Here is an 18951-nt window from a genome sequence, read left to right as displayed (position 1 = left end):
TGCCGGCCGCTGGCCGGCTCCTGAAAACCTTCGGAGCACACCGCGATGAGCACCACCACCATCGACTTCACCTCGTTCCTCAAACTGATGGCGCACCAGAAGGCGTCGGACCTGTTCATCACCGCCGGCATGCCGCCGGCGATCAAGGTCAACGGCAAGATTTCGCCGATCACCCAGACCCCGCTGACGCCGCAGCAGAGCCGCGACATGGTGCTCAACGTGATGACGCCGGCGCAGCGCGAAGAGTTCGAAAAGACCCACGAATGCAATTTCGCCATCGGCCTGTCCGGTGTGGGCCGCTTCCGCGTGAGCTGCTTCTACCAGCGCAACCAGGTCGGCATGGTGCTGCGCCGGATCGAGACGCGCATTCCCACCGTGGAAGAGCTCAACCTGCCGCCGATCATCAAGACGCTGGCGATGACCAAGCGCGGCATCATCCTGTTCGTCGGCGCCACCGGCACCGGCAAGTCCACCTCGCTGGCGGCGATGATCGGCTACCGCAACCACAATTCGACCGGGCACATCATCACCATCGAAGACCCGATCGAATTCGTGCACAAGCACGAAGGCTGCATCATCACCCAGCGCGAAGTGGGCATCGACACCGACAGCTGGGAAGCGGCGCTGAAGAACACCCTGCGCCAGGCGCCGGACGTGATCATGATTGGCGAGGTGCGCACCCGCGAGGGCATGGACCACGCCATCGCGTTTGCCGAAACCGGCCACCTGGTGCTGTGTACGCTGCATGCCAACAACGCCAACCAGGCGATGGACCGCATCATCAACTTCTTCCCCGAAGACCGCCGCAACCAGTTGCTGATGGATCTGTCGCTGAACCTCAAGGGCGTGGTGGCCCAGCAGCTGGTGCCGTCGCCGGACGGCAAGTCGCGCAAGGTGGCCATGGAGATCATGCTCGGCACCCCACTGGTGCAGGATTACATCCGCGACGGCGAGATCCACAAGCTCAAGGAAGTGATGAAGGAGTCGGTGCAGCTGGGCATGCGCACCTTCGACCAGAGCCTGTTCGAGCTGTACCAGGCCGGCGAGATCAGCTACGAAGATGCGCTGCGCTACGCCGATTCGCAGAACGAAGTACGCCTGCGCATCAAGCTGTCCCAGGGCGGCGATGCGCGCACGCTGTCGCAGGGGTTGGATGGGGTGGAGATCTCCGAGATCCGCTGAGGCAGTGCCGACAGCCATCGGCGCGGCGCGCCTGCAGGCGTGCATCGCCTGGCTGGTGGACGCCATGGTTCTCTGGCATAGTCGCGCCGCGCTCCGCACCGCGGGCGCGGCACCTGCCGCGGCCGACCCACCACCTGCCTGGTAAGCCTGCATATGGATGTGCACAACCCGTACCGCCCGCCGAGCCGGGAATTGCCGGCGTCGGGCCTGCCGATGTCCGCCCCGCTGCCGCATGAGCAGCGTGCCGCGGGGGCGCTGGCGACCGACAAGCCGATGTTCTTCGCACCGTCCACGTTCAAGCTGGTGGCGATGTCGCTGGCCACGTTCGGCCTGTACACGCTGTACTGGTTCTGGCGCAACTGGCAGGCGATCCAGCGCGAAACCGGCGAGCCGCTGTGGCCGTGGGCGCGCGCGCTGTTCTGCCTGCTGTGGTCATTCGCCTGCTTTGCCCGGCTCAGTGACATGACCCGTGGCCGCCGCCGCGAACTGGCCTTCCCGGTGGCGTTGCTGGGTATCGTGTTCGCCGTGTTGAACCTGGCCGGCCGCCTCGACAACGCCGGCTCGCTGCTGGCCTTGTTCAGCGTTGTGCCGCTGTTGCCGGTCAACGCGCTGCTGCGCCAGTACCACCGCGACGAGCGCATCGACAGCACGCGCCTGGACCGGCTGACGGTCTGGCACATCCTGATCCTGCTGTTCGGCGGCGGGCTGCTGGCGATGGGCCTGCTGCTGATGCTGGTGGGCGAGGTCAGCGTGCCGCTGCCGGGAGCGCGTTGAACCAGCGCCGGGCCGTAGTGCTGGCCGCACGAAGCCGAGTTCCAGCAACGGGAAACGGCCGGGTCATTGGCGGCCTACCCGCTGCTCGCGCGCTGCCGGTACCCGCCTGCGTGGGCAGGTACCGGTCGTCGGTCGGTACGCGGCTCAGCTGCGGACGAACGCCAGCAGGTCCTGGTTGATCACCCCGGCGTGGGTGGTGCACATGCCGTGCGGGTAGCCCTTGTAGACCTTCAGCGTGCCGTGCCTGAGCAGGGTGATCGACAGCTCGGCCGAATCGGCGATCGGCACGATCTGGTCGTCGTCGCCGTGCATGACCAGCACCGGCACGTCGATCTTCTTCAGGTCTTCGGTGAAGTCGGTTTCCGAGAACGCCTTGATGCAGTCGTAGTGGGCGTTGATCGCGCCCATCATGCCCTGCCGCCACCAGTTGTCGACGATGCCCTGCTGCGGCGGGGCGCCGTCGCGGTTGAAGCCATAGAACGGAATCGGCACCTCGCGGTAGAAGCTGGCGCGCCCGTCCAGCAGCTGCTGGCGGAACCCGTCGAACACCTCCTTGGGCGTGCCGCCGGGGTTGCCCGGGCTCTTGAGCATGACCGGCGGCACCGCCCCGATCAGCACCGCCTTGGCCACCCGGCCGGGCGTGGCCTGGGCCACGTAGTGGGCCACCTCGCCGCCGCCGGTGGAATGGCCGATGTGCACCGCATCGCGCAGGTCCAGGTGCTCGACCAGGGCGTTCACGTCAGCCACGTAGGTGTCCATGTCATGGCCGCCGCTGGTCTGCGACGACCGGCCGTGGCCGCGGCGGTCATGGGCGATCACCCGGTAGCCCTGCAGCAGGAAGAACTGCAGCTGGCTGTCCCAGTCGTCGGCGCTGAGCGGCCAGCCATGGTGGAACACGATCGGCTGGCCCTTGCCCCAGTCCTTGTAGAAGATCTGCGTGTTGTCGGGCGTGGTGACATACGGCATGACGTGGCTTCCTGTGGGGGAGAGAGCGGCGGCCCGGCGGGCGGCCCGTCCTGCATGCTGCGCAGGCAGGCGTTCAGCGGACATGAACGGTGGATGTCGATTCGGCGACCGCTGCAGCGTCGTACTGCATGACCCGGCGGTTCGGCCGGGGCGTCCATTCCGAGGAATCCATCATGAGCGACACCGCCAAGGTCACCGGCCCGGCCTCCTATTTCCCCTCCATCGAAAAGACCTACGGGCAGCCGGTCGGCCACTGGCTGGCCTTGCTGGTGGCCCAGGGCGGGATGCAACACATGCAGCTGGTGGCCTTCCTGAAGACCGAGCACGGGCTTGGCCACGGCCATGCCAATGCGCTGGTGGCCCATCACCTGCGTGGCGGCGGCTGAGGGCCGGCCGGCGGCCGGGGCACAGCCTGAACCGACGCGCTGGCCGGCTGAATCGATTCACCTGCAACGGTCACGCCGATCGTGTCTAATACCGCTCCCCACGCAACAGCCCCCACCCCCATGTCCCTTGATTCCCATGGCCCCGCGCCGTGCGACGACGCCGACGGCCACCTGGTCACCGCCGGCCCGCTGACCCCGCCGCCGGACAGTGCCGGTACCATCGCCGACGCAACGGCCCTGCGCCACTCGGTGGCCGAGGACGTGCAGGGCATGGTGCTGGCCACGCTGGTGGCGTCGCTGGGCCTGGCCATCTTCGCCAAGGGCGGGTTGATGATCGGCGGCATGGCCGGGCTGGCGTTCCTGGCCCACTACGCGTTCGGCTGGAACTTCGGGCTGGTGTTCGTGCTGGTCAACCTGCCGTTCTACTGGGTGGCCGTGCGGCGCATGGGCTGGGAGTTCACCCTTAAAACCTTCGCGGCGGTCACCGCCTGCGGGGTGCTCACCGACCTGTTGCCGCGCTGGGCCGATTTTGCCCATATCGCCCCGCTGTATTCGGCGCTGGTCGGCGGCGCGCTGGCCGGGCTGGGCATCCTGTTCTACATCCGCCACCGCGCCAGCCTGGGCGGCATCGGCATCCTGGCGGTGTACCTGCAGCGCACCCGCGGCTGGAGCGCCGGCAAGGTGCAGATGTCCTTCGACACGCTGCTGATGGGCGTGGCGTTCTTCGTGCTGTCCCCGTCCCAGGTGATGTACTCGGCGATCGGCGCGGTGGTGCTCAGCCTGGTGCTGATGTTCAACCACCGCCCGGGCCGTTACATGGGCGTGTAGGTACCCACCGTTGGTGGGTACGAAAGCACGCGACCACCAACGGTGGCCGCCTACCGCGACACACGCGCGCGACCGCCAACGGTGGCCGCCTACCGCGACACACGCACGCGACCACCAACGGTGGCCGCCTACCTGTCGGTAGGTACCGACCGTTGGTCGGTACGCATTTTCTGCAGGCGCGCATATACCGGGCAGTCCGGGCTGTGCGCGCCGGGTAGGTAGCCCAGGCTCATCAGGAACTCGCCGGTGATCTCCCCGCCGGTGAAGCGGAAGGTCTTCTTGAACAGCTTTACCCAGCCGGCCTTGTCCCGGGGGTGGTGCGCGTCCAGCCACGCCGCGAAGCTGCCATGACTGGCCCGCAGCTGCTGGATCACCTGCGCGTTGTGCACCGCTGCGTGCACCTTGAGCCGGTTGCGGATGATCCGGGCATCATTGAGCAGGCGCTCGATGTCGCGTTCGCCATAGGCGGCGACGGTGTCCACGTCGAAGCCGTCGTAGGCGGCGCGGAAGCCCTCGCGCTTTTTCAGGATGGTTTCCCAGCTCAGCCCGGCCTGGTTGATTTCCAGCAGCAGGCGCTCGAACAGTTCGCGTTCGTCGCGCTGCGGGAAGCCGTATTCGTGGTCGTGGTAATGGCCGTGGACGGGATGGCCGGGGGCGATCAGGCAATAGCCACTCATCAGCGGGTTTCCTTGGTGGCGGGCTCTTCGATGTTGCGCATGCCGCCGCCGTCCAGCGACAACCGCGGCCAGTGTGGCGGGTGTACCTGCAGGCGGCCCTCGCGCAGCGCGGCATTGGCGCGCTTCACTTCATCCTGGGTGCCGTAGCTGCCCAGGTCGATGCTGCCGGCGTCGGTCCAGGCGCCGGCGCGCAGCGCATGCAGGTGGCAGGACGGGCCACGGTAGTCCTGCAGGTCGCACAGCAGCACTTCATCCACGCCGTCGCCGTCCAGGTCGCGGCGCTGTGCCAGGCAGGCCTGGCCAGCCTCCAGGCAGCCGCCGGCGGCCACGCCGCGGGCCAGCAGCGCCTGCCACCAGCCCGGGTCCGGTGCCGTCGTGCCCCTGGCCACCTGCAGCTGGCGCTGCAGCGCCGCCAGGTCGCGCAGGCCATCGTCGATCGGTGGCGTCCCGGCCGAGGCCCAGCGCGATTCCCGCGCCAGCGCGGCGGCGAGCACGCTGGCCGCGCGCGGATCAGCGCTGAAACGCGGGTCCTGCTGCAGCGTGCGCAGCGCGTCCACGCCGCGCCGGCCCAGCCCGAAGCGCAGGGTGTCGGCGTCGTCGGCGTTGATGTCCGGCGCCTTGGCCTGCAGCCGGGCCACTTGGCTGGCCGCGCTGATCCGGATCGGGTCCAACAGCGGCGAGTTGGCCAGCAACGCCATGCCCAGCACCGTCCAGCACATCCAGCGGTTCACCGGCTCGATCCACTGCAGCCAGCGCGCGCGCGGGCGCAGCACTGCGATGGCGTAGCCCAGTGCATAGCCGGCCACCAGCAGCGCCACCAGCAGGCCCCAGAGCCGCTCGGGGGTCCAGCCGTACTGGTCGATGCGCAGCCCCATCGCATACAGCGCCAGCCCGGCATACACCGGCAGCGCCAGCAGGCTGGCCTCCACCACCCGCCGCAGCCAATTGGGGTAGGGCGGGCGCTCGCTGTCGTGCTGGTAGACCGCATTGACGAACACCACCAGCAGCAGCGACAGGGTCAGCAGCAGGCTGGCCGCCGAGCGGGTCCGCCACAGCGCGTCCAGCCCGGTGAACGGCAGGCTGAGCACGAAGATCAGCGCGATGAAGGCCAGCAGCGGCAGCAGGCCGCGGCCGACCGCGAACAGCACGTGGCGGATCATCTGGATCGCGCGGTGCTGGGTGCGCCCGATCAGCACGCCGAAGCCGAACAGGGTGCCGGTGGCCAGGGCGATGAAGGCCTCCTCGCGGAACAGATCGCGGAAAAAGCGCACCTCCACCAGTTGGAACAGCGCCGCCCACAGCCACAGCAGCAGCCAGGTCAGCCCGGTGAAGGCCACCGCCAGGGCCAGGGTCAGCGCGTTCTGCCAGGCACGCTCGAACAGCGCCGCATACGGCGCGCGCCAATGCCCTTCCTGCAGCCGGAACTGCCACCACGGCAGGCTGACGAACACGGCGATGGCCATGCAGACCGAGAACGGAACCAGCAGCACGCCCTGCTGCAGGCCCGTGGCACCCCCGCCGAGGTTCCAGCCGATCCAGCTGGCCAGGCCCAGCACCAGCAGCGAGGCCAGTGCGGCATGCAGCCACAGCCGGCGGTCGCCCAGCGTGACCAGGGTCAGCGCGACCGCGGTGGGTACGCTGAGCACCCAGCTGTACCAGCGCAGGCGGTTGCCGATATCGTGGAACAGCCCGCTGTCGGCGGCCTGCTGCACGGCATACAGCATCAGCCCCTGCAGCAGCGCGATCAGTACGATGGCACTGCGCGTGGCGGTGGGAAGTACGGGGCTGGTGTGCATGCGCTCGGGTCCGTCCAGGGAAGCACGCATGCTAGCCGAGCACTCACGCCCGTGTCCCGGCCCCAGCGGTTAGAATGGGCCCATGTCCGAGCTTTCCACCTCCCTGGCCCATCACCTGCTGGTCGCGCTGCCGTCGCTGACCGATCCCACCTTTGCGCGCAGCGTGGCGTTGATCTGCCAGCACGACGACAACGGTGCGATGGGAGTGCTGGTCAACCAGCCCTCCGAGTACACCCTGGGCGAGGTGCTGGCGCAGATGGAAATCCCCACCGACGACAGCCGCCTGCGTGGCCAGGTGGTGCTCAACGGCGGCCCGGTGCATCCCGAGCGCGGCTTTGTCATCCATGACGACGCGCGCAGCTGGGATTCCAGTCTGGCCGTGGGCGAGGGGGTCTACCTGACCACCTCGCGCGACATCCTCGAAGCGATGGCCCGTGGCGAGGGCCCGCGCAATGCGCTGGTCACCCTGGGCTGCGCCGGTTGGAGCGAAGGCCAGCTGGAGAACGAGCTGTCCGACAACAGCTGGCTGACCGTGCCGGCCGATGCCGACCTGCTGTTCAGCACCCCGCTGGAGCAACGCTGGCAGGGCGCCGCGTCGCGGATCGGGGTGGACCTGTTCCGGCTGACCGATTACAGCGGCAATGTCTGAGTCGGCCCTGCCAGCGCCTGCCGCCGCCGCACCGGCGGGCATCCCCCGCGACGGCACCGTGCTCGGCTTCGATGTCGGCTCGCGCCGGATCGGGGTGGCGATCGGCAGCTCGTTCGGCACCCATGCGCGCGCGATCGCGGTGGTCGACGTGCATGGCAGCGGCCCGGACTGGGCCGCAGTGGAGCGCCTGATCAAGGAATGGCGGCCCGATGGCCTGGTGGTCGGCGACCCGCTGACCCTGGACGGCCTGGACCAGCCCAACCGCAAGCGCGCGCAGGGCTTTGCCCGCCAGCTGCGGGAACGTTTCAAACTGCCGGTGGTGCTGGTCGACGAGCGTTCCAGCTCGGTCGAGGCGGCGCGCCGGTTCGCGGTCGAACGCGCGCAGGGCCGCAAGCGTCGCCGCGACGCGGCCACCCTGGATGCGGTGGCCGCCGCGGTGATCATCGAACGCTGGCTGTCCTGCCCCGACGACGCCACCCCCGTTTCCTGACCCTCAGACCCTGCCCATGACCGCTTCGCAACTCGATTCCGATGGACGCCTGCGCCACCTGCTGACCCTGGAAGGGTTGCCCCGTGAAACCCTGTTGCAGCTGCTCGACCGCGCCGGCCAGATCCGCGACGCGGCGGTCGGCCGGGTCGGCAACAAGCGCCACGTGCTGGGCGGTTCGGCGGTGTGCACGCTGTTCTTCGAACCCTCCACGCGTACCCGCAGCTCGTTCCAGCTGGCCGCGCAGCGGCTGGGCGCGGACGTGCTGAACTTCGACGCGTCGACCTCGTCCACGCGCAAGGGCGAAACTGCCTGCGACACCTTGAAGAACCTCGAAGCGATGGGCGTGCGCGGCTTCGTGGTGCGCCACCCCGATGACGGCGCGGTGGCCGCGCTGGCCGCCGCCGCGGGCGAGGGCACCGCCCTGGTCAACGCCGGCGACGGCCGCAGCTCGCACCCCACCCAGGGCCTGCTGGACATGTTGACCCTGCGCCAGGCCAAGGGCAGCGATTTTTCGAAGATGAAGGTACTGATCGTCGGCGACGTGAAGCACTCGCGCGTGGCCCGCACCGACCTGCACGCGCTGCGCACGCTGGGCGTGGGCGAAATCCGCGTATGCGGCCCGCAGTCGCTGCTGCCCGACGATGAAACGCTGAAGGGCTGCATCGTCGGCCAGGATTTCGACGCCATGCTCGAAGGCACCGATGCGCTGATGATGCTGCGCCTGCAGCGCGAGCGCATGGAAGAAGGCCTGGTGCCGTCGATCGAGCAGTACCACGCGCAGTACGGCCTGGATGCCAAGCGCCTCAAGCGCGCTGGCACCGACGCGGCCGTGCTGCACCCCGGCCCGATCAACCGCGGCGTGGAAGTCACCGACGAAGTGGCCGACGGCCCGCAGTCGTGGGTGTTGCGCCAGGTCGCCAACGGTGTGGCGGTGCGCATGGCGGTGCTGGAGACGTTGTTGGGGTAAGGCGTCGGCATGTGTATCGGCCTTAGGCCGACACACACGGTAGTGCCGGCCGCTGGCCGGCTCCGCAGCCGACCATCCGTGGAGAGAGGTAGTGCCGGCCGCTGGCCGGCTCCCGATAGACCTTGCAGAGCCGGCCAGCGGCCGGCACTACCGGTCATGCGGCCATAGGCTCCACATGTACGGATAATCCCCGATCGCAGCCGCAAGCCCGGCCCGGATCGGGTTGCAGAGGATGTACATCGCGTGGCGGCGCAGCGATTCGTCCGAGCGCACCGCGTGATCATGGTAGCCGGATTGCCACAATGCGCCGCCGCGACCATATGCTCGATTGAACGCCAACGCACTTGATGATTTGAAGCGGCGCATCACATCGTCGAGCGGCTTGGACTGCAGTTCCAGTAGCCAATGCACGTGATCGGGCATCACCACCCAGGCAAGCGAACGTGCACATCCACGTTGATCCAGTTCCCGTAGCTGGTCCATCGCGATGGTTGCCGCATCGTGATCCTCAAACCAGCGATGACGATGGTTGCAGACCGTCGTCACCACGTAGGTCTGCCCGGGAAGCGAACAGCGGCCCTTGCGCAGTCGAGTAGAACTCATGGCACATCGTCATCGATCCGGCAGTCTGGCGATATCGGTCAATGGCGCAGGCAAGGGTCGCCGTATCCCGCAGCGTTACGGGGGGATCCAGATGAATGAGGAGCCGGCCAGCGGCCGGCACTACCGGTCAGGTGGGCCAGCGGCCGGCATCAGCGCCGCTGCTCCCACAGCCACGCCCACATCGCGGCATCGGCGTACGTGGCGTCCCACGCGTTGTGGTTGCCGCCGGGGTACTCGGTGTAACGCACATCCTTTGCTCCAGCCTGCTGGAACGCGGCGTGCAGCTTGCGGTCATCCTCCGGCGGCACCAGGTCGTCCAGCGCACCATGGAACATCCAGATCGGAACGTTGCGCAGGCGCTGGGCGATGGCCGCGTACGGATCGGCTTCGTGCGCGACGTCCTCCACGAACAGGGTGGGGCGCACCGCACGCGGGGCCAGCACCGCGCCGCATACCGGGACGATCGCCGCAAACCGGGTCGGTTCGGCCAGGGCGATGTTCCAGCTGCCGTAGCCGCCCATCGACATGCCGGTCAGGTACTGGCGCTGCGGGTCGCCGCCGAACTCGGCGATGGCCGTGTCCAGCGCGGCCAACGCCAGGCGGTTGTTCTGCCCGGACCATTCTTCGTCTTCGGGTACCTGTGGCAACACCACCAGTGCCGGGAAGGTGCGTGCCTGGGCGCGCAGGTAGGGCCCCAGCCCCGCCTGGATCTGGCGCAGGCCATCGCGGCCGCGCTCGCCCGAGCCATGCAGGAACAGCACCACCGGCAACGCGCCGCGCCGGGTGCGCGCGCCACGCGGCACGAACACCTGGTAGTGCGTGGTGTGGCCGTCCACGGTAAGCGCGCGGCCGACGAAATGCCCGGGGGCGTCGTCGCGGGTCGGCGTGCAGCCGGCCAGCATCAGCACCGCCAGTATCCACAGCAGGGTTCGCGCGTATCGTGCCATTGGCCATCCTCGACTGGAAACGTTTTCAGTCTAGGTGGTCGGCACGCCGTGGGCATCTTGCAGTGCGTCAGTGCGGGCGCGGCGCGGCGGCCAGGATCTGCAGCTGGTCGATCGCCTCGGGATGGCCGTCGGCGGCGGCGGCCTGCACCTGGGCCAGGCTGGGGTGGACCACCAGCAGGATCGGGTTTTCGCACTGCGGGCAGTCGAACTGGGCCTCGTCCTCGTGCAGTTCCATCGGCATCTGGCGCGCGCTGCCCTGCCATTCGCAGGCCGCGCAGGTGTGCAGCTGGTCGCGCCAGCCGGGCGAGAAGTAGTTGTCCAGGGTCAGCGCCATGTCCGGCTCCAGTCAGTGTTGCAAGGTCAGTGCAGCAGGATCAGGGTGGCCAGGCCGAGGAAGCTGAAGAAGCCCATCACGTCGGTGACCGCGGTTACCACTACGGTACCGGCCACGGCCGGGTCCACGTTCATGCGCTTGAGCATCAGCGGCAACAGCACACCGGCCAGCGCGGCGGCGCAGAAGTTGATGATCAGCGCCAGGGTGATCACCAGCGACAGCAGGAAGCTGTGGAACCACAGGTAGGCGATGATGCCGACCACGGTGCCGATCAGGGTGCCGTTGATCAATGCCACCCGCGATTCCTTCCACAGCAGGATGCGTGCATTGCTCGGGCCGACCTGGCCCAGCGCGATGCCGCGCACCATCAGGGTCAGCACCTGCACGGCGGCATTGCCGCCGACGCCGGCCACGATCGGCATCAGCACCGCCAGGGCCACCACCTTCTGCAGGGTCAGTTCGAACTGGCCGATCACGCTGGCCGCCAGGAACGCGGTGCACAGGTTGATCCCCAGCCACACCACGCGGCCGCGCACGGCGCGCTTGATCGGCGAGAACAGATCTTCCTCTTCGTCCAGGCCGGCCGCGCCCAGGGCCTGGTGCTCGGCCTGCGAACGGATGATGTCGACCACGTCATCGATGGTGATGCGGCCGAGCAGGATGTTGTTGTCGTCCACCACCGGGGCCGACACCCAGTCATGATCGGAGAACTGCCGGGCCACTTCGTCGGCGTTTTCGCCCACGTCGATGGCCGGCTGTTCGTCGTCGATCAGCCGGTTGATCGGGGTGTTGTCTTCATGGGTGACCAGCGCGGCCAGCGACAGCCGGCCCAGGTACTGGTGGCGGCGGCTGACCACGAACAGGTGGTCGGTATGGTCGGGCAGCTCGCCGCGCAGGCGCAGGTAGCGCAGCACCACGTCGACGTTGACGTCGGCACGCACGGTCACCACGTCCGGGTTCATCAGGCGGCCGGCGCTGTCCTCGGGGTAGGACAGCACCTGCTCGAGCCGCTCGCGGTTCTCGCGGTCCATCGACTTGAGCACTTCGTCGATGACCGTGTCGGGCAGGTCCTCGACCAGGTCGGCCAGGTCATCGATGTCCAGGTCTTCGACCGCGGCGATGATTTCGTCCGGGTCCATGTCGGCCAGCAGGCTTTCGCGCACTTCCTCGCCGACGTGGACCAGCACCTCGCCGTCGTCCTCGGGGTCGACCAGGCCCCACACCACCTCGCGCTTGCCCGGCGGCAGCGATTCGAGCAGGTTGCCGATCTCGGCCGGCGCCAGCGTGTTGACCAGCCGGCGCACCGGTCCCAGTCGCCCGCTGTCCAGTGCATCGGACAACAGCCGCAGCTGGCGTGCCGTCTTGTCGTGGCGTACGGCTTCGGCCATGCACAGCTCCTGCGGGAAAAGAAAAGGCCGCTATCCCGGACAGGATGCGGCAAGCGGGGTGGTCAGCGCGTCATTATCGCGTGCTTGTGTGTCAATCGGGTAGGGCGCGACCGTTGGTCGTGCCGCGTGTGATGCCGCGTATCGACCAACGGTCGATACCTACGTGGCCAGGCCGGCCTTTTCGATCCAGCGTTCGATCCCGCGCCGGTCGCGCGCCTGCAGCAGCTTGGGGGCCATGGCCTTCAGCACGGACAGGTCGCTGTCGCGGATCGCGCGGCGCACTTCCAGCAGGGTGCCCGGGTGCAGGCTGAACTCGGTCAGGCCCAGCGCCAGCAGCATCGGGGTCATCCGCGGGTCGCCGGCGATTTCCCCGCACACCGCCACCGGGATGTCGTAGGCCTGGCCGGTGCGCAGGATATGCGCCAGCAGGCGCACCACCGCCGGGTGCAGCGGCGAATACAGCTCGCCGACCGCTTCGTTGTTGCGGTCGGCGGCCAGCAGGTACTGGACCAGGTCGTTGGTGCCGATCGACAGGAAGTCGACCAGGTCGATGAAGCTCTCCAGCGCGATCGCCGCGGCCGGCACTTCGATCATCGCGCCGAACGGAATGTGCTCGGCCACCTCATGGCCTTCGGCGCGCAGCAGCGCGGCCTGCTTGTGCAGGCGCCGGCGCACCGCCAGCAGTTCCTCGCGGGTGCTCACCATCGGCACCAGGATGCGCAGCTTGCCGTAGGCCGAGGCGCGCAGGATCGCGCGCAGCTGGGTGTCGGCCACCTTGGGCCGGGCCAGCGACAGGCGGACCCCGCGCAGGCCCAGCGCCGGGTTCTCCTCGTTGCTCAGGGTCAGCCCGGTGCGGTCGGCCTTGTCCGCGCCCAAATCCAGGGTGCGGATGGTGACCGGGCGGCCGCTCATGCCCAGCGCGGCATCGCGGTAGGTCTCGAACTGCTCCTGTTCGTCGGGCAGCTCGTTGCGCTGCAGGAACAGGAATTCGGTGCGGTACAGGCCCAGCCCGTGCGCGCCCAGGGCATGGGCCTGGGTGACGTCCTCGCGCGATTCGGCATTGGCCAGCACGGTGATGTCGATGTTGTCGCGGGTACGGCTGGGCTTGGAGCGCAGCCGGCCCAGTTCGCGCTGTTCGCGCGCCTGTTCGCGCAGGCGGCTGCGGTAGTCGCGCAGGTCGCCGGCCTGCGGGTTGATGGTGATGCTGCCGGTGCCGCCGTCGATGATCAGCACGTCGCCGTCGGCGATCTTCTGCAGCACCAGGGCGGCGTTGACGATCAGCGGCAGGTGCAGGCTGCGCGCCAGGATGGCGCTGTGCGACAGCGCGCTGCCGCCGACGGTGACGATGCCGACCACGCCGTGCGCCTGCAGCTGGGCCAGTTCGGAGGGGGCGATGTTGTCGCAGACCAGGATTTCGCCGGCCAGGCCCTTGACGTCCGGCGGGCGCTTCTGCAGGAAGGCATGGATGCGCCCGATCACATGGTCCAGGTCGTCCATGCGGCTCTTCAGGTAGGCATCGTCCATGCCATCGAAGACCTTGGCCAGTCGGTCGCGCTGCACGCGCAGGGCATAGCCGGCGCTGTAGGGGCCGCTGCGGATCAGTTCATCCAGCCCGAACAGCAGCTCCGGGTCGTCCAGCAGCAGGGCATGCAGGTCCAGGAATTCGCCCGCCTCCTGGTTCAATGCGCCCTGCAGGCGTTGGCGCAGGTCGTGCATTTCCGCCCGGGCCGCGTCCACGGCCTGGTGCAGCCGTTGCAGTTCGGCCTCGACCTTGGCCGGGGCGATGCGTTGCTCGGCCACTTCCAGCGCGTGCGGCAGGCGCACCCGGGCCCGGCCCAGGGCATTGCCGCGCGAGGCACCGTGGCCGGCCAACAGCAGCGCGCCGGACGCGGTCCGGCTGGCGCTGGTGGTGCCCGGTCGAGACGGTGGCCCCGGCATGCTCAGTTGTCCTCGTCGAAGCGCCGTTCGAACAGGGAGACCACCGCATCCATCGCGGCGGCTTCATCCTCGCCGTCGATGCGCACCGTGACCGGGGTGCCCTGGCCGGCGGCCAGCAGCATCACGCCCATGATGCTCTTGGCGTTGATCTCCCGGCCCCGGGCGGTCATGGTCACGTTGCAGCGGAAAGGCGCCAGCTCCTGCACCAGTTTGGCAGTGGCGCGGGCGTGCAGGCCCAGGCGGTTGGATACGGTGAGTTCACGTTCAAGCATCGTCGACAATCGCTCCATTGCGAGTGCCCGCCGCAGCGGTGGCGGGCAGTTGATCCAGTCCCTGTTCCGGATAATTCATCACCCGCAACAACATCGGCAGGCTAAGCGCCGAAACCCGGCGTGCCGGGGTGCCCAGACGAGCCAGTTGCCCGGCCAGATTGCTGGGGCTGGCGCCGTACAGGTCGGTCAGGATCAGCACGCCCTGGCCACCATCCACCCGGCGCAAGGCGGCCGAGGCGAGGGGCAGCAGGACGTCCAGGTCTGCGTCGAACGGTACTTCGAAAGCTTCGGTCTTCAGCGGCAGGTGCCGCAGCAGCCGGGTCGCCACCTCCAGCAGGGAGGTGCCGACGCCAGGATGAGTTACCAGGAGAATGCCACAGGTCATTGCCAAACGTTAACAGGTCAACGTGAATTGGCGATAGCCGCAAAAGAGGGGCGCTGTGTCCCGTATTCATGATGGATGGCCGAGGCATCTTCAGGCGCACGGTTTCCCTGCGCTACCTGCGCACAGCGGAATCGGTGCAGAGCAGGAAGGATCGGCGCTGCTGCGCTTGAGCCCGGAATCCTTGAGGAGCCGGCCAGCGGCCGGCACTACCGGGGGGCGCGGTTGCCGGCCGTACCGGTCAATCCAGTTCGCGGTGGAAGGTGGCCACTTCCGGCCAGCCCTGCTCGCGGGCGTGGCGGGCCATGCGTTCGGCCAGGTAGACCGAACGGTGCTTGCCGCCGGTGCAGCCGAAGGCCACGGTCACATAGCTGCGGGTGTCATTGCCCAGCCGCGGCAGCCAGGTATCGAGGAAATCGATCAGCTGGCCGGTATAACGCTGCACGTCCGGCTGCGCATCCAGATACTCGCGCACCTCGCGCTCGCGCCCGGACATCGGCCGCAGCTGCGGGTCCCAGTGCGGGTTGGGCAGCACCCGGGCGTCGAACACGAAGTCGGCTTCGGCCGGCACGCCGCGCTTGTAGGCGAACGATTCGAACAGCAGCGACAGCTTGTTGGCGTGGTTGAGCGCGAATTCGGTCACCACCTTGCGGCGCAGCTGGTGCACGTTGAGCGTGGTGGTGTCGATCACCGCATCGGCGGCGCGGCGCAGCGGCGCGGTCAGTTCGCGTTCGCGCGCGATCGCCTCGGGCAGCGACAGCCCCAGCTGGCTCAGCGGGTGCCGGCGGCGGGTGTCGGCATAGCGTTTGAGCAGGGTTTCATCGGTGGCATCGAAGAACAGCAGCTGCGCATCCAGGCCGGCGGCCTGGGCATCCTGGCGCCAGTGCGAGAGCTGGGACAGGTCGCTCTGGGCGCGGATATCGATGCCCACCGCCAGCCGCCGCGGCCCGGCCTGGTCGTGGTCGCCGAGCAGACTGCGCACGAAGTCCGGCAGCAGGTTGATCGGCAGGTTGTCCGAGCAGTAGTAGTCGAGGTCTTCGAAGGTCTTCAGCGCGACCGTCTTGCCGGAACCGGACAGGCCACTGACGATGATCAGGGTGGCGGCGGCAGGGGCGGAGGCGGGCGTGGGCGTGTTCATGGCGTTCGGCGTTCGAGCATGTTGCTGTGGCGGGCGATGAACATCGCGGCGGGGTCGATTCCCTTGGTGCGCAGGATGTGCAGCCGGGTGGCGGCCTCGGTCAGTACCGCCAGGTTGCGCCCGGGCATCACCGGCAGGGTGATCAGCGGCACGTCCAGGTCCAGCACGTGGCGGGTGCCCGAGTCGCCGGTCAGGCGCTCGTAGCCATGCGGGGTGGGTTCGGTCATCGGCTTGGTCAGGTGGACGATCAGCCGAAGGTACTTGTTCTTCTTTACCGCCGTGTCACCGAACATCTCGCGCACGTTCAGCACGCCCAGCCCACGCACTTCCAGCAGGTCCTGCAGCAGTTCCGGGCAGGTGCCGTCGAGCACGTCCGGGGCGATCTGGGTGAATTCGGGGGCATCGTCGGCGACCAGCCGGTGGCCGCGGCTGAGCAGCTCCAGCGCCAGTTCGCTCTTGCCCGAGCCGGCTTCGCCGGTGATCAGCACCCCGATCGAGTAGATCTCCATGAACACGCCATGCAGGATCACCCGCGGCGCCAGCGTGCGCGCCAGGTGGTAGGACAGGTGGTTGAGCAGTTCGTGGCCGCGCTTGGGCGAGATCCACAGCGGGGTCTGCGATTCGTCGGCGGCCGCGCGCAGGTCTTCCGGGCAGGCCTGGTTGCGGGTGATCACCAGCGCCAGCGGGTGGGAGAGCATGATCCGCTCGATGGTCTCCCAACGCTGGCGCGAGTCCAGCGAATCCAGCCAGGCCAGCTCCTCGGTGCCCAGGATCTGCACCTTGTTGGGGTAGATCGCGTTGAGGTAGCCGGCCAGCGAGGGGCGCCGGGACACGGTATTGCCGGCTTCCAGTTCGCGTCGCTCGCCCTTCTGCCCGGCCACCCAGCGCAGGCCCAGGCGGTCGCGCTGCTGTTCGAACAGTTCGCGCGCGGTGATGCTGGTATTCATGCGGCACTCGCCGGCGGGGGGAATTCGATCACCTGGCGCAGTGCGTCGCCGTCGCGCGCTTCGCGCAGCGCCTGGCGGATGGCCGGTTCGGAGAACAGCTCGGCCAGTTCGGACAGCAGCATCAGGTGTTGATGGGTGTAGTGGGCCGGCACGGCGATGGCGAACACCAGGTCCACCGGCTCCTCGCCGCCGAAATCGACCGGGCTTTCCAGCCGCAGCAGGGCCCCGCGCGGGCGTTCCAGCAATGGCGCACGGCCGTGCGGAATGGCGATGCCATGGCCGATCGCGGTGCTGCCCAGCGTCTCGCGCTGGCACAGGTTCTGGTAGATCAGGTCGGCATTGGCTTCACGGCAGGCCAGCAGCCGGGCGGCGGCATGCAGCACGCTGTCGCGATCGGCGGCCGGCAGCACCTGGGTGCGCACGGCCGCCAGTAGATCAGTCAAGGGCATGTCAGGGCAGAGCGAGGACGTCAGTCGTCATTGTCGCCCACTGGCAGCGGTGCGTGCTGTTGTTTTTTTTCCTTGTGCTTGATCACCAGCCGGTCCAGCTTGTCGGCCAGGATATCGATCGCCGCATACATGGTCTGGCCCCCCGCCTCGGCGTGCAGGGTCTGCCCGGGGACGTTGGCACTGGCATCGACGTGGTGTTCGTTCTTGCGCAGGCCCAGGGTCACGCGCACTTCGCAGTGCTGTTCGAAGTGCTTGGCCAAGCGTTGCAGCTTGGTTTCCACGTATTCCTGCAGGGCCGGGGTGACTTCCACGTCTTTGCCAAACGTCTCGATGCGCATCGGGTATCTCCTTTGTTCGGATGTGCCAATGAACCTTCCCGCCAGGCGCGGTGGAGCGTCAGACGATTCGTACCCTTTCGTGCGAGGCGGAAATGTTCATGGCCTCACGATACTTCGCCACGGTGCGGCGCGCCACCGGTATTCCCGAGGTCTTGAGCAGGTCAGCCAGCTTGGCGTCAGAAAGCGGCTTGCGCGGGTTCTCCGTGTCGATCAGGCGCCGGATCATGGCCTGGATGGCGGTGCTGGAGGCTTCGCCGCCGCTGTCGGTGTCGATCCCGGAGGCGAAGAAGGCGCGCAACGGCAGGGTGCCGCGCGGGGTGCGCACGTATTTGCGCGCGATCGCCCGGGAAATGGTCGATTCGTGCAGGCCCAGCTCGGCGGCCACCTCGCGCAGGGTCAGCGGGCGCAGCGCCTGTTCGCCGAACTCCAGGAACGCGGCCTGCTGCTGCAGCAGGCTGCGCATCACCCGCAGCAGGGTCTCCCCGCGCGCCTCCAGGCCCTTGAGCAGCCAGCGCGCCTCCTGCAGGTGGGCGCGCAGGTAGCCGGCGTCGGCGTCGCCGCAGCGGCGGATCATCTGTTCGTAGCCGCGGTGGATGACCACCTTGGGGCCGGCATGGCCGGCCAGCGCGGCGCGCCATACCCCGTTCTGGCGCCAGACCACGCAGTCGGGCACCACGTAGCTGTCGTGGGCCAGCTCGCCGATCCGGCTGCCCGGGCGCGGGTCCAGCGAGCGCAGCAGCTGGACCGCGGTTTCCACCTCGGCCAGCGGCTCGCGCAGCTCCTGGGCCAGCCCGGCCACGCCGCTGCGCGGCAGCCGTTCCAGCGGGCCATCGGCGATCTTCCGGGCCAGCGCCAGCCCGGCGGTGGCCGGGTCCAGCACGTCCAGCTGCAGCCGCAGGCATTCGCCCAGGCTGCGCGCGCCGATCCCGATCGGGTCGAACCGCTGGATCTGGTGCAGCACGGTCAGGATTTCGGCGTGGTCGGCGTGGATGGCCGGCAGCAGGGTCTCGGCGATCGTCGACAACGGCTCGCGCAGGTAGCCGTCGTCCTCGAACGCATCGATCAGCGCCGCGCCGATGCTGCGGTCGCGCGCGGACAGGTGCGACAGGTGCAGCTGCCACAGCAGGTGGTCGGCCAGGCTTTCGGTCTCGGCCACGCGCTCGGCGGCGCTGCCGTTGTCGTCATCGTCGAACGAGCCGCCGCTGTTGCCGCTGCTCCAGTCGCCCTCGCCGGGCGCCCAGTCGTCGCTGGCGGCGATCTGGTGCTCGCCATCGGCGTGGGTGTCGGCCGGGGCCGGCGGCGGGGCGTCGTCGCCGGGTGCGGCCTCCAGGGCCGGTTCGGCGTTCTCGGCCCAGTCCAGCAACGGGTTGGTTTCCACCGCCTCGGCGATTTCCAGCTCCAGCTCGGCGCTGGACATCTGCAACAGCTTGATGGCCTGACGCAGCTGCGGCGTCATGACCAGTTGTTGTCCCAGCGATGTCTGCAGCCGTGCTTTCATGC

22 protein-coding genes are annotated in these 18951 nt (G+C 68.5%); 7 read left to right on the top strand and 15 right to left on the bottom strand.

The annotated features are described in order from the left end of the window. Window positions 1-45 precede the first annotated feature (45 nt). Both IC535_RS15175 and IC535_RS15170 read left to right on the top strand, forming a co-directional pair. Entirely contained in the window at window positions 46-1182 is a 1137-nt protein-coding gene (locus IC535_RS15175) for a PilT/PilU family type 4a pilus ATPase (protein ID WP_228886758.1), read from the top strand. 213 nt (window positions 1183-1395) lie between these two features. Further along, window positions 1396-1956, top strand: a complete 561-nt coding sequence (locus tag IC535_RS15170) for a hypothetical protein (RefSeq protein WP_228886759.1) — start codon at window positions 1396-1398, stop codon at window positions 1954-1956. Between the two features lie 144 nt (window positions 1957-2100). Here the strand turns inward: IC535_RS15170 and IC535_RS15165 are convergent, their stop codons facing one another. Further along, complete coding sequence (locus IC535_RS15165) at window positions 2101-2922, bottom strand: alpha/beta fold hydrolase (protein ID WP_228886760.1); 822 nt, start codon at window positions 2920-2922, stop codon at window positions 2101-2103. Window positions 2923-3095: 173 nt separating this feature from the next. Between IC535_RS15165 and IC535_RS15160 the strand changes: the two genes are divergently transcribed. Both IC535_RS15160 and IC535_RS15155 read left to right on the top strand, forming a co-directional pair. Further along, window positions 3096-3308 carry a DUF4287 domain-containing protein gene (locus IC535_RS15160; protein ID WP_228886761.1) on the top strand — a complete coding sequence of 71 codons (213 nt, stop codon included), beginning with the start codon at window positions 3096-3098 and terminating at the stop codon, window positions 3306-3308. A gap of 120 nt (window positions 3309-3428) precedes the next feature. Next, entirely contained in the window at window positions 3429-4136 is a 708-nt protein-coding gene (locus IC535_RS15155; protein WP_228886762.1) for a YitT family protein, read from the top strand. A 128-nt stretch (window positions 4137-4264) separates the two neighbouring features. Here the strand turns inward: IC535_RS15155 and IC535_RS15150 are convergent, their stop codons facing one another. Next, on the bottom strand, window positions 4265-4813 hold the full coding sequence (locus IC535_RS15150; RefSeq protein ID WP_228886763.1) for a DNA-3-methyladenine glycosylase I: 549 nt from the start codon (window positions 4811-4813) through the stop codon (window positions 4265-4267). After that, window positions 4813-6609, bottom strand: a complete 1797-nt coding sequence (locus tag IC535_RS15145; RefSeq protein ID WP_228886764.1) for a DUF4153 domain-containing protein — start codon at window positions 6607-6609, stop codon at window positions 4813-4815. Before IC535_RS15145 ends, IC535_RS15150 begins: the two co-directional genes overlap by 1 nt. 82 nt (window positions 6610-6691) lie before the next feature. Between IC535_RS15145 and IC535_RS15140 the strand changes: the two genes are divergently transcribed. The 3 genes from IC535_RS15140 to IC535_RS15130 are packed head-to-tail and all read left to right on the top strand — an operon-like array spanning window position 6692 to window position 8715. Then, a complete protein-coding gene (locus tag IC535_RS15140; RefSeq protein ID WP_228886765.1) occupies window positions 6692-7258 on the top strand; it encodes a YqgE/AlgH family protein in 567 nt (188 codons plus the stop codon). Beyond that, complete coding sequence (gene ruvX, locus IC535_RS15135; RefSeq protein WP_228886766.1) at window positions 7251-7748, top strand: Holliday junction resolvase RuvX; 498 nt, start codon at window positions 7251-7253, stop codon at window positions 7746-7748. The genes IC535_RS15140 and ruvX overlap by 8 nt, the downstream gene beginning before the upstream one ends. A 16-nt stretch (window positions 7749-7764) precedes the next feature. Beyond that, window positions 7765-8715, top strand: coding sequence for an aspartate carbamoyltransferase catalytic subunit (locus IC535_RS15130; RefSeq protein ID WP_228886767.1), 951 nt, complete (start codon window positions 7765-7767; stop codon window positions 8713-8715). Window positions 8716-8862: 147 nt separating this feature from the next. On the opposite strand, the gene IC535_RS15125 is transcribed toward IC535_RS15130, so the two are convergent. The 12 genes from IC535_RS15125 to IC535_RS15070 form a co-directional block, all read right to left on the bottom strand. Continuing rightward, window positions 8863-9318, bottom strand: coding sequence for an REP-associated tyrosine transposase (locus IC535_RS15125; RefSeq protein WP_228886768.1), 456 nt, complete (start codon window positions 9316-9318; stop codon window positions 8863-8865). Window positions 9319-9467: 149 nt separating this feature from the next. Further along, complete coding sequence (locus IC535_RS15120; protein ID WP_228886769.1) at window positions 9468-10265, bottom strand: prolyl oligopeptidase family serine peptidase; 798 nt, start codon at window positions 10263-10265, stop codon at window positions 9468-9470. A gap of 67 nt (window positions 10266-10332) precedes the next feature. Continuing rightward, window positions 10333-10599 (bottom strand): hypothetical protein, encoded by a 267-nt coding sequence (locus tag IC535_RS15115; protein WP_228886770.1) that lies wholly within the window; start codon window positions 10597-10599, stop codon window positions 10333-10335. 26 nt (window positions 10600-10625) lie between these two features. Further along, window positions 10626-11987 carry a magnesium transporter gene (mgtE, locus tag IC535_RS15110; protein ID WP_228886771.1) on the bottom strand — a complete coding sequence of 454 codons (1362 nt, stop codon included), beginning with the start codon at window positions 11985-11987 and terminating at the stop codon, window positions 10626-10628. Between the two features lie 159 nt (window positions 11988-12146). Next, entirely contained in the window at window positions 12147-13925 is a 1779-nt protein-coding gene (gene ptsP / locus IC535_RS15105) for a phosphoenolpyruvate--protein phosphotransferase (protein ID WP_228886772.1), read from the bottom strand. Window positions 13926-13927: 2 nt separating this feature from the next. After that, window positions 13928-14197 carry an HPr family phosphocarrier protein gene (locus IC535_RS15100; protein ID WP_228886773.1) on the bottom strand — a complete coding sequence of 90 codons (270 nt, stop codon included), beginning with the start codon at window positions 14195-14197 and terminating at the stop codon, window positions 13928-13930. Then, entirely contained in the window at window positions 14190-14582 is a 393-nt protein-coding gene (locus IC535_RS15095; protein ID WP_228886774.1) for a PTS sugar transporter subunit IIA, read from the bottom strand. The genes IC535_RS15100 and IC535_RS15095 overlap by 8 nt, the downstream gene beginning before the upstream one ends. 238 nt (window positions 14583-14820) lie before the next feature. Further along, the gene (gene rapZ / locus IC535_RS15090; RefSeq protein WP_228886775.1) at window positions 14821-15717 is read right to left on the bottom strand and encodes an RNase adapter RapZ; all 897 of its coding nucleotides are present in this window, start codon (window positions 15715-15717) and stop codon (window positions 14821-14823) included. Next, window positions 15714-16664, bottom strand: coding sequence for an HPr(Ser) kinase/phosphatase (hprK, locus tag IC535_RS15085; protein ID WP_228886776.1), 951 nt, complete (start codon window positions 16662-16664; stop codon window positions 15714-15716). Before hprK ends, rapZ begins: the two co-directional genes overlap by 4 nt. Next, window positions 16661-17113: a PTS sugar transporter subunit IIA gene (locus IC535_RS15080; protein WP_228886777.1), complete on the bottom strand. Its 453-nt coding sequence runs from the start codon at window positions 17111-17113 to the stop codon at window positions 16661-16663. Before IC535_RS15080 ends, hprK begins: the two co-directional genes overlap by 4 nt. 20 nt (window positions 17114-17133) lie before the next feature. Next, entirely contained in the window at window positions 17134-17451 is a 318-nt protein-coding gene (gene hpf / locus IC535_RS15075; protein WP_228886778.1) for a ribosome hibernation-promoting factor, HPF/YfiA family, read from the bottom strand. A gap of 58 nt (window positions 17452-17509) precedes the next feature. Next, entirely contained in the window at window positions 17510-18949 is a 1440-nt protein-coding gene (locus IC535_RS15070) for an RNA polymerase factor sigma-54 (protein WP_228886779.1), read from the bottom strand. Window positions 18950-18951: the final 2 nt, after the last annotated feature.

Source organism: Stenotrophomonas rhizophila, assembly GCF_020857975.1.
Classification (GTDB): domain Bacteria; phylum Pseudomonadota; class Gammaproteobacteria; order Xanthomonadales; family Xanthomonadaceae; genus Stenotrophomonas; species Stenotrophomonas rhizophila_C.
Note: the sequence above shows the minus strand (reverse complement) of the source record. Positions and strands in the feature narration are given on the sequence as shown.